At 51.6% G+C, this 7,317-nt stretch carries 9 protein-coding genes and 1 pseudogene; 6 read left to right on the plus strand and 4 right to left on the minus strand.

Annotated features, from left to right (window positions below):
* The first annotated feature begins 32 nt into the window (after positions 1 to 32).
* Both ABIC80_RS14745 and ABIC80_RS14750 read left to right on the plus strand, forming a co-directional pair.
* On the plus strand, positions 33 to 1,019 hold the full coding sequence (locus ABIC80_RS14745; protein WP_054802993.1) for a glutathione S-transferase family protein: 987 nt from the start codon (positions 33 to 35) through the stop codon (positions 1,017 to 1,019).
* Positions 1,020 to 1,143: 124 nt separating this feature from the next.
* Positions 1,144 to 1,524, plus strand: coding sequence for a DUF805 domain-containing protein (locus tag ABIC80_RS14750; RefSeq protein ID WP_042715499.1), 381 nt, complete (start codon positions 1,144 to 1,146; stop codon positions 1,522 to 1,524).
* Positions 1,525 to 1,526: 2 nt separating this feature from the next.
* Here the strand turns inward: ABIC80_RS14750 and ABIC80_RS14755 are convergent, their stop codons facing one another.
* A complete protein-coding gene (locus ABIC80_RS14755; protein WP_042715458.1) occupies positions 1,527 to 2,423 on the minus strand; it encodes a LysR family transcriptional regulator in 897 nt (298 codons plus the stop codon).
* A 105-nt stretch (positions 2,424 to 2,528) separates the two neighbouring features.
* Between ABIC80_RS14755 and ABIC80_RS14760 the strand changes: the two genes are divergently transcribed.
* Both ABIC80_RS14760 and ABIC80_RS14765 read left to right on the plus strand, forming a co-directional pair.
* A complete protein-coding gene (locus ABIC80_RS14760; RefSeq protein WP_054802992.1) occupies positions 2,529 to 3,230 on the plus strand; it encodes a pirin family protein in 702 nt (233 codons plus the stop codon).
* A 25-nt stretch (positions 3,231 to 3,255) separates the two neighbouring features.
* A complete protein-coding gene (locus tag ABIC80_RS14765; RefSeq protein ID WP_023480931.1) occupies positions 3,256 to 3,420 on the plus strand; it encodes a hypothetical protein in 165 nt (54 codons plus the stop codon).
* Between the two features lie 39 nt (positions 3,421 to 3,459).
* Here ABIC80_RS14765 and ABIC80_RS14770 read toward each other — a convergent pair whose 3' ends face one another.
* From ABIC80_RS14770 to ABIC80_RS14780, 3 genes and pseudogenes are all read right to left on the minus strand, one after another.
* The gene (locus ABIC80_RS14770) at positions 3,460 to 4,212 is read right to left on the minus strand and encodes a glutamine amidotransferase (RefSeq protein ID WP_429177630.1); all 753 of its coding nucleotides are present in this window, start codon (positions 4,210 to 4,212) and stop codon (positions 3,460 to 3,462) included.
* A gap of 442 nt (positions 4,213 to 4,654) precedes the next feature.
* Entirely contained in the window at positions 4,655 to 5,350 is a 696-nt protein-coding gene (locus ABIC80_RS14775) for a hypothetical protein (protein WP_429177631.1), read from the minus strand.
* A 77-nt stretch (positions 5,351 to 5,427) separates the two neighbouring features.
* Positions 5,428 to 5,617 (minus strand): annotated as a pseudogene (locus tag ABIC80_RS14780) (hypothetical protein).
* A 207-nt stretch (positions 5,618 to 5,824) separates the two neighbouring features.
* On the opposite strand from ABIC80_RS14780, the gene ABIC80_RS14785 reads away from it, so the two are divergent.
* Together ABIC80_RS14785 and ABIC80_RS14790 are read left to right on the plus strand one after the other, a co-directional pair.
* Entirely contained in the window at positions 5,825 to 6,070 is a 246-nt protein-coding gene (locus ABIC80_RS14785) for a hypothetical protein (protein ID WP_429177633.1), read from the plus strand.
* 376 nt (positions 6,071 to 6,446) lie between these two features.
* Positions 6,447 to 7,016 carry a recombinase family protein gene (locus tag ABIC80_RS14790; RefSeq protein WP_429177635.1) on the plus strand — a complete coding sequence of 190 codons (570 nt, stop codon included), beginning with the start codon at positions 6,447 to 6,449 and terminating at the stop codon, positions 7,014 to 7,016.
* Positions 7,017 to 7,317 lie beyond the last annotated feature (301 nt).

A 7,317-nucleotide genomic window follows, 5' to 3' on the forward strand; every position in this document is an offset into this window, starting at 1 on the left:
CTCGCTTTTTGCTATCAGAAGGAGAAGCAGCAATGGGACAACTGATTGACGGCGTCTGGCACGACACCTGGTATGACACCAAATCCACCGGCGGGCGCTTTAAACGTTCAGAATCGGCGTTTCGCAACTGGCTGACCGCCGATGGCGCTGCCGGCCCCTCTGGCGAAGGCGGATTTGCCGCTGAAAAAGATCGCTACCATCTCTATGTTTCGCTCGCCTGCCCCTGGGCGCACCGCACGCTGATTTTGCGCAAGCTGAAAGGCCTCGAGCCTTTTTTACCGGTTTCGGTCGTGCATCCGCTGATGCTGGAAAATGGCTGGACCTTTGGCGATGATTTTCCCGCCGCGACGGGCGATACCCTTTATCAGCATGAGTTTCTCTACCAGCTCTATCTGCATGCCGATCCGCACTACACAGGCCGCGTAACGGTGCCTGTGGTGTGGGATAAGAAGAATCACACCATCGTCAGCAATGAATCGGCGGATATTATTCGCATGTTCAATACCGCATTTGACGGGCTGGGTGCTAAAGCCGGGGATTACTACCCACCTGAACTGCGCGAGAAGATAGACGAGCTGAATGGCTGGATCTACGACAATGTGAATAACGGCGTCTATAAAGCCGGTTTCGCCACCAGCCAGCAGGCCTATGATGAAGCAGTAACCGGGGTGTTTAGTGCACTGGAGCGCCTGGAGCAGATCCTTGGGCGGCACCGCTATTTGACGGGCGATCGCCTGACCGAAGCGGATATCCGTTTATGGACAACGCTGGTGCGCTTCGATCCGGTCTATGTGACGCACTTTAAATGCGATAAGCGCCGCATCAGTGATTACCTCAACCTGCATGGCTTCCTGCGCGACCTCTACCAGATGCCGGGAATCGCCGAGACGGTTGATTTCGCGCATATCCGCAATCACTACTATCGCAGCCATAAAACGCTGAACCCGACGGGGATTATCTCCATCGGCCCGTGGCAGGATCTTGATGAACCGCACGGTCGTGACAGCCGTTTTTCCTGAACTTTCGGGCGCGTCACATCGCGCCCAAATAATTCCCCGCCCGACTTATCCCTTTGTAAATTTGCCGTCTATTCTTACTCTTATCGTTGTTAAAACAACGGATTGACCGTTGACCGAGGTAAAAATGGACTGGTATTTCTGGGTACTTCGTAATTACGCCACTTTCCACGGACGCGCCCATCGCCGCGAATTCTGGATGTTCACACTCGTTAACATCATCCTGTTCGGCGTGCTGAATGTGATTGATCGTATCGTGGGCTGGCACCACATCTTAAGCCTTGTTTACGCCCTGCTGATGCTGGTGCCGACGCTGGCGGTACAGGTGCGCCGCCTGCATGACACCAACCGCAGCTGGCGCTGGCTGCTGCTGATGATTATTCCGCTGTTTGGCTCGCTGGTGCTGCTCGCGTTCTATAGCCAGCGCGGCACGCCGCAGGAGAACGAGTTCGGCCCGGAACCGCAGCCCTTCCCGCAAACGGTCCAGGCGACCGAGCGCGGCGCGTAGCGTTATTTACCAGCAAAAAGCTTGGGGATCTCGCGCAGACACCACGATTTCCCCTCGCCCATGCTGTCGCGGCGCCAGGCCATAATAATATCCACCTCGCTGGTGTATTCCGGGCTGACCACACGCAGGCGGCCCTCCGCAATATCACGCTCAACCAGCGGATAGGGCATAGTGGCGACGCCCAGCCCGGCAAGTAGCGCCTGGCGTTTATCTTCAATTGTACTGACCGTCAGCCTCGGCTGTTTATCCAGTAGCTGAACCGTAAGCACCGGGCGTTCGCGGGCGGTATCTGCCACCGCCACGCCGCGGTACTTCACACGCGTCACTTCAGAGAGTGGCTCCGGCTCCTGATGAATCGGGTGCTGCGGCGCGGCGACATAAACGTTCATCACGGTATAAAGCTTGCGGGAGTTGATCTCCGATGAGGAGCGAAAATGCATATCCGGCGCGATAACAATATCCGCCCGCCCCTGCTCCAGCCGCTCCCATGCTCCCGCCAGCACTTCGGTGATAATCGATAACTGAGTGGTCGCTTTCGCCGCCAGCCTCTCCACCAGCGGAAACAGCTCTACCGTTGGTACCAGCGCTTCCGTCACCAGCGTTAAATGGGTTTCCCAACCGCGCGCCAGCGCTTCGGCGTCGGTCGTCAACTTATCAGCCGCTTCCAGCAGAACGCGCCCGCGCTCCAGGAGCATACGCCCGACATTGGTGAATTTGGTGCGGTGACCGGAGCGGTCAAACAGCACCACATCCAGCTCTTCTTCAAGTTTTTGCATGGTGTAGCTGAGCGCGGAGGGGACGCGCCCCAGTTCATCCGCAGCGGCGGCAAAGCTACCGCGGCGGTCAATTGCATCCATCACGCGCAGTGCTTCCAGCGTCAGAGCCCTTTCTTTGGCCATAGGCGTTCTCATTCAGGAAATTTGAACATACCGGGCAGAATATCTGGCTAACAATGCAGCGTCCATCCCTTTAACATTGTTTTAAGTAAAGAGAGGTCAAGAATAATGATTACTACCCGAACGGCAAAACAGTGCGGACAAGCTGATTTCGGCTGGCTTAAAGCTCGCTACACCTTCTCCTTTGGACACTACTTTGATCCCAAACTGCTGGGTTATGCATCACTGCGCGTGTTGAACCAGGAAGTGCTCGCACCAGGGGCTTCTTTGCAGCCGCGCGCCTACCCGAAAGTGGATATTTTGAACCTGATTCTGGAAGGCGAAGCGGAGTACCGCGACAGCGAAGGCCACCATGTGCAGGCAAAAGCGGGTGAAGCGCTGCTTATCGCAACCCAGCCAGGCATCAGTTACAGTGAGCACAATCTGAGTAAAGACAAGTCGCTAACGCGCATGCAGTTATGGCTGGATGCCTGCCCGGAGCGGGAAAATGCGCCGGTGCAGAAGCTGACCCTTGCTGATGGTACCTGCCAGTTGCTGGCCTCGCCCGATGGCGACAAAGGTAGCATGCAGCTGCGCCAGCAGGTCTGGCTGCACCATATTTCGCTTAATAAAGGCGAAGAGCTGAAAATCGAATTACACGGACCGCGAGCCTATCTGCAGTCCATACACGGGACGGTGCATGCCGTCACCCATCACAAAGAGCAAGAAGCCCTCACCTGCGGTGATGGCGCTTTCATTCGTGATGAAGCCACTATCACGCTGGTCGCCGACACGCCGCTTCGCGCGCTGTTGGTTGATTTACCGGTGTAATGAACATTTTTTATCAGGTGAGTAAATGAGTATCCGCACTATGTACAGTTCGTTCGATCGTGTCACCACGAGCCAGGAGAGTTCCGCCGCCGCAAACCAGGCGTTCGGGTTTGAAGAGATGCTGACGGAACTGGAAGTGATCGTCGAAGAAGCCGTTGTCCGTCTTGCTGAGGAAGAAGAAGCCGCCTGATTGCCAGCCCCGGCGCACGCCGGGGTTCTGTTCCTGCCTTTATGATGCCGCGCGTAGTGAAAGCGCCCTCTCCTCCCTGAACTCCTCCTGCATAAACCGCCGTAAAATCTCTGCTGCCCCCGGCGCGGGAATTACGCCTGCGATCAAGCTGTCGGTATCGCCCCCCTCTTTTTCGATATGGGGACGGTTAAGCCGTAGCAGATCGGTAGCGATCTCCGGTCGCATTTCGGGGTGAAACTGCACCGAAAACGCATTCGGCCCGTAACGCACGATCTGATGCGGATCGTGAATCGAGGCACCGAGCACCGTAGCGCCAATGGGTAAACGGGTGACCGTCTGTCGATGCGTCAGGTGGGCGGGAAAGCTCTCTTCAAGATGCGCAAGCAGCGGATCGTGAGCCGCGGCGGCATTGAGATAAACGGTTTTGGTTCCCGCTTCACGGCCATCCTTGTGATACTGCACATCGCCGCCCAGCGCCCAGGCCATCAGCTGATGACCATAGCAGACGCCAAACAGCGGCATTTCCATCGCCATCGCCTTGCGGATCCACGCGGCGGTCTGCTCGCTCCAGGGCAACCTGTCCGTGACCATCGCCCAGGATCCGGTGATGATCGCAGCCCGACGCGGATCCGGTGCCGGCAGCGCTTCGCCTTCGAACACGCGGATCACCTCAACTTCATCAAGCTCACATCCCAACAGTTGGCAAAACCAGAGCGGCACATCGCCGTGCGCGTCGCGCATGGTCTGCGGGGCGTTCCCCATCTGGAGAATCAAAATCGATTTTTGTTCCATAACAGCAACGCCTCCCATGGCGAAAAAATAGACATGTGCCAGACAGGTTAGCGCGTTTCGCCGCGAGGTTGATCGATTAATTGTTTATGAATTAGACAGAATTAGCGTAGAGAGCGTGAAAATAGCCCAGCATCGAAGCCGTTTGTAGGCCTGATAAGCGCAATTTGTAGGCCTGATAAGCGCAGCGCCATCAGGCATTGCACCCATCGCCGGATGGCGGCTCGCGCCTTATCCGGCCTACGTAAATGCCGGGGTCAGCTGTCGTTGTTGGCCTGGAAAAGCAAAAACCCCGCCGAGGCGGGGTTTTTTAAGAGGTGAAACTGACCGATAAGGCGGCTTCGTTCATCCATACGTCAGGTATCTACAGCGCTGGAGTATCTTGTATCGCAGACTGTATCCCACTTTGTGTTGCAGATAAAGCCAATCAGCGACGGTTCATTCTCTACTCTTTCTTGTTGGCTTGCCTGCTTTCCCATTCTTCTCTAGCCATTTGAAGCTGTTCATCTCTCAGCTTTTTTTCGTCAATTCTATCTTCTGAGTCATATATGTCTGTTTGAATTCGCCTCGTACCTTTCGCGATATGCTTCCAATCCTCACGAATTCCTTTAATTTGTTGTGAAATTTCTGTCATTGGGTTTTTGGCACCCAATTGACTAATACCAGCAAAGGAAGCCATGTCGTATGTATAATTCATGATCTCTTTCACCGTAGAGTTTGGTTTTTTGGTCCAGCTAATGCTGACTTGGAATACCTTACCTTCTATCTGTTTGTATTCACATAGATTACTGGTCATTTGTTGACCATTTCTTAAGACACTTATTTGTTTTAAAGGGATAGTTTTATCTTTTCGATGGGAGGCATTTTCAAGAGGAGGATCAAATGTGACCTCAATGTTGAAAGCTGGCGCGTTTCCGGTGTTAACGACACTGATATCAAAGTAAAGCATTGACCATGCGTTAGGTTCCAGCGTTGCCACTACTTGAGGCTGCTCGGAAGCATCGACCATTCGCTTTGTCTCTTCTGCCAAGATACGGGTTACACGCCATAAGAAAAAAGTTGCTATGGCAGTTAACAGTGCAGCAAAAGCAGAAATGAAAGTGCTGATTTTATCAATGTGCTCTAAGAAGTATGGAATCATTTTGTTCGTACCCTATGGCTTAACCCCTGTTGATTTTCCCATATTGTATGCTGCTGTGAGTATTAATTTCTTGAAATCTATTCACTTTCACTTACATCAAAACTTTTCGAAAAAGGACAGTGCTTCGATCTGGTGACATAAATAAAGCTGTAGATGCTGTTGGAGTAGACGCACAGTGTGACCGTTCTCAGTGGTGGACTGTTTCGGGTTGCTCATCGTTATACGGCCTGCGTCAGCGTTGAATGCCGTCAACAGAACACAAACCATAACTGCGTACCCTCGCTTCTTCATCTCTCCTATCTCGGGTTTATTAGTGTATCAGTGGTGTAGCGCACAAATTTTGCACACAAGATTATAGTAACCACATTGATCAATTTTACCGATCTATTTTATAATTTTGATCGATTAAAGTAATTAACAGCCATCGGCGTTTTTGCCGATGACCCACTAAATTATTCGGCTATGGAGGCTGTTATGAAGAAGATTCTTGCGGTATTTCTGGGAGTTAGTGTTTGTGGCGGGGCCTTTGCTGACAGTGGTTCACCTGAACTCAAGGCAGAGAGCCAATTGGTGATCCGCCAGGCTGGTTACAAGTGCAATACAGTAAATGGAGTTTACCCTGCCGCGTTTGGTGGCTCGGTCAAAGTGTTCTGTGATGATTTATATACTTACATCATTAAAGACCACGGTGGGCGCTATACGGTCGAGGTGGATGATTGATAATCAGGTTTTCTAAGCATCTGCTCTGATTGCTAAATTATGTATCCTTGGAGGTGATCCCCTTCACCTCCTAACTCCCTCAGCCACTCTCTCAGCCTCTTCAACGCTAACCCTATAACGGTTTCTATTCTCCAAATATCCCCCGAGTGTACGCATATCGATCAAGCGCCCCCTCACTGTATGAAAGGTGTACCCTTCATGTTTTTCAAATATCAGAGACCTGTTTCATTGTGCTGATTCACTGGTATCAACAATCGAACGTTTTACAATACCAATCTATCGCCCTCGAAACTGGTATCAATAAATTACCCTATTGACATAAAGATACCAACGATCAATTATGATACCGTTAATTGATACCACTTGAGAGGATGTTATGAGCCGCACTTTTGCATATTGCCGTGTGTCCACTAGCGAGCAGACAACCGATAACCAAATCATGGCGATACGTCAGGCTGGCTATGATGTAATTGATAACCGCGTAGTGTCGGAAGTTGTCTCCGGTGGAGTGCAGGCGATGAAGCGTAAGGCTTTCTCCGACCTCGTTAACCATAAACTGGAAGCCGGGGATAAGTTAGTTGTGCTCAAGTTGGATCGCTTGGGGCGTGACAACATCGATGTGCAGCAAACAATCTCGATGCTTGTAGAAAAAGGAATTGATGTTGTTTCTATGGATCTGCCTGCGAGCAATCTTGCCAGTGCTGAAGGGAAGTTGATGCTGCAAATGTTCTCAGCGTTTGCGGAGTTTGAAAAATCCCGTATTACAGAACGCACCAAAGAAGGGCTAGAGCGAGCGAAGAAAGAAGGCAAAAAGCTGGGGCGCCCGGTTGCTACAGCGACGTACAAACGTGTACAAGAGGCTAAAACTGATGGTCTGAGCCAGGCTAAAGCCGCCGCTGCTTTGGGGTTAGGGATTGCCACAGTAAAACGTCATTGGAACATCTGATATTATTGTATTGATAAAGTAGCTATCGTCATGTCAGTGAATTTTTCGTGTAGGCTACTCTTTTTAGGGTCTGAGGTAGATACAGGAGATTAGTGTGTCAAAAACTAGAGATAATCATTATGTACCTCAATGGTATCAAAAAGGATTTATGGAGGAACGGGAACAACAACTCTGTCACTTAACGCGACGTGAAATCAATATTCCCGTGACCTGCTCCCCGTTGATTAATACACACCGATGTTAGTAATGTCTTCACAAGCCACATGAGGACATCCCCATGAAGAAGCGTTTTTCCGACGAA

The organism is Kosakonia sp. 1610 (genome assembly GCF_050435845.1).
GTDB lineage: Bacteria > Pseudomonadota > Gammaproteobacteria > Enterobacterales > Enterobacteriaceae > Kosakonia > Kosakonia cowanii.